The sequence below is a fragment of the Vibrio sp. 704 genome, from assembly GCF_033339295.1.
In genome coordinates, this window is the sequence record NZ_JAWOUH010000473.1 from 1 (window position 1) to 684 (window position 684).

Below are 684 nucleotides of genomic sequence, written 5' to 3' on the forward strand. Positions count from 1 at the left end.
TTAGCTGCGCCATGCCAATGCTTAGTGCCAGGCGCAATATGCACGACGTCGCCCACGTTGAGCGCTTGCGCTGGCTGACCAAATTCTTGATACCACCCACGGCCTCCCGTCGCGAGCAAGATTTGTCCGCCTTCGTGATGAATGTGCCAAAAATTACGGCAGCCCGGTTCAAACGTCACATTTGCTACGATCAGCCCCGGTTGGTTGAGCAACGCCAAGTAGCTTGTCCCCGTGAAGTAATCGGCATACGCTTCGTTCTTTGCCCCGAAATCAAAAATGCCACGGCCGTTAAATACTCCGGCTTTTAGTGATTGTGGAATCTGTGTTTTTGCTGTGTGATTAACCATTGCTCTACGTCTCTTTATGGAATGCAGAATGCGTATCGAGCATTCGCCAAACTGTGTAGATAACGTTAACGCCGCAGGCCATTTATCGTTAGCCTATTCATGGCTAATACTTGCCTAATTTTCCAAACAATTGGACTTACATTTTGGTACTAGAGACGACCAACCGTCTCTTCTTCTGCCAAGAACAATAAATAAACCATTAATTTAAAGCAAAAAAAGTAAAAATAGAGATTGAAAACGTTTAAATTGGACCGGTTCAAAATCGCACAAAAGAAAAACAGAACCTTGCCTGATAATCTTTACTTCGCAAAATGTCGTGATATACATTGAATAACAA

1 protein-coding gene is annotated in these 684 nt (G+C 44.2%); it reads right to left on the reverse strand.

Annotation, left to right across the window (positions count from 1 at the left end; all coding sequences use genetic code 11):
- Positions 1 to 347 (reverse strand): cupin domain-containing protein (locus R7R24_RS27195; protein WP_318120196.1); only part of this gene is annotated, 347 nt, incomplete at its 3' end.
- Positions 348 to 684 lie beyond the last annotated feature (337 nt).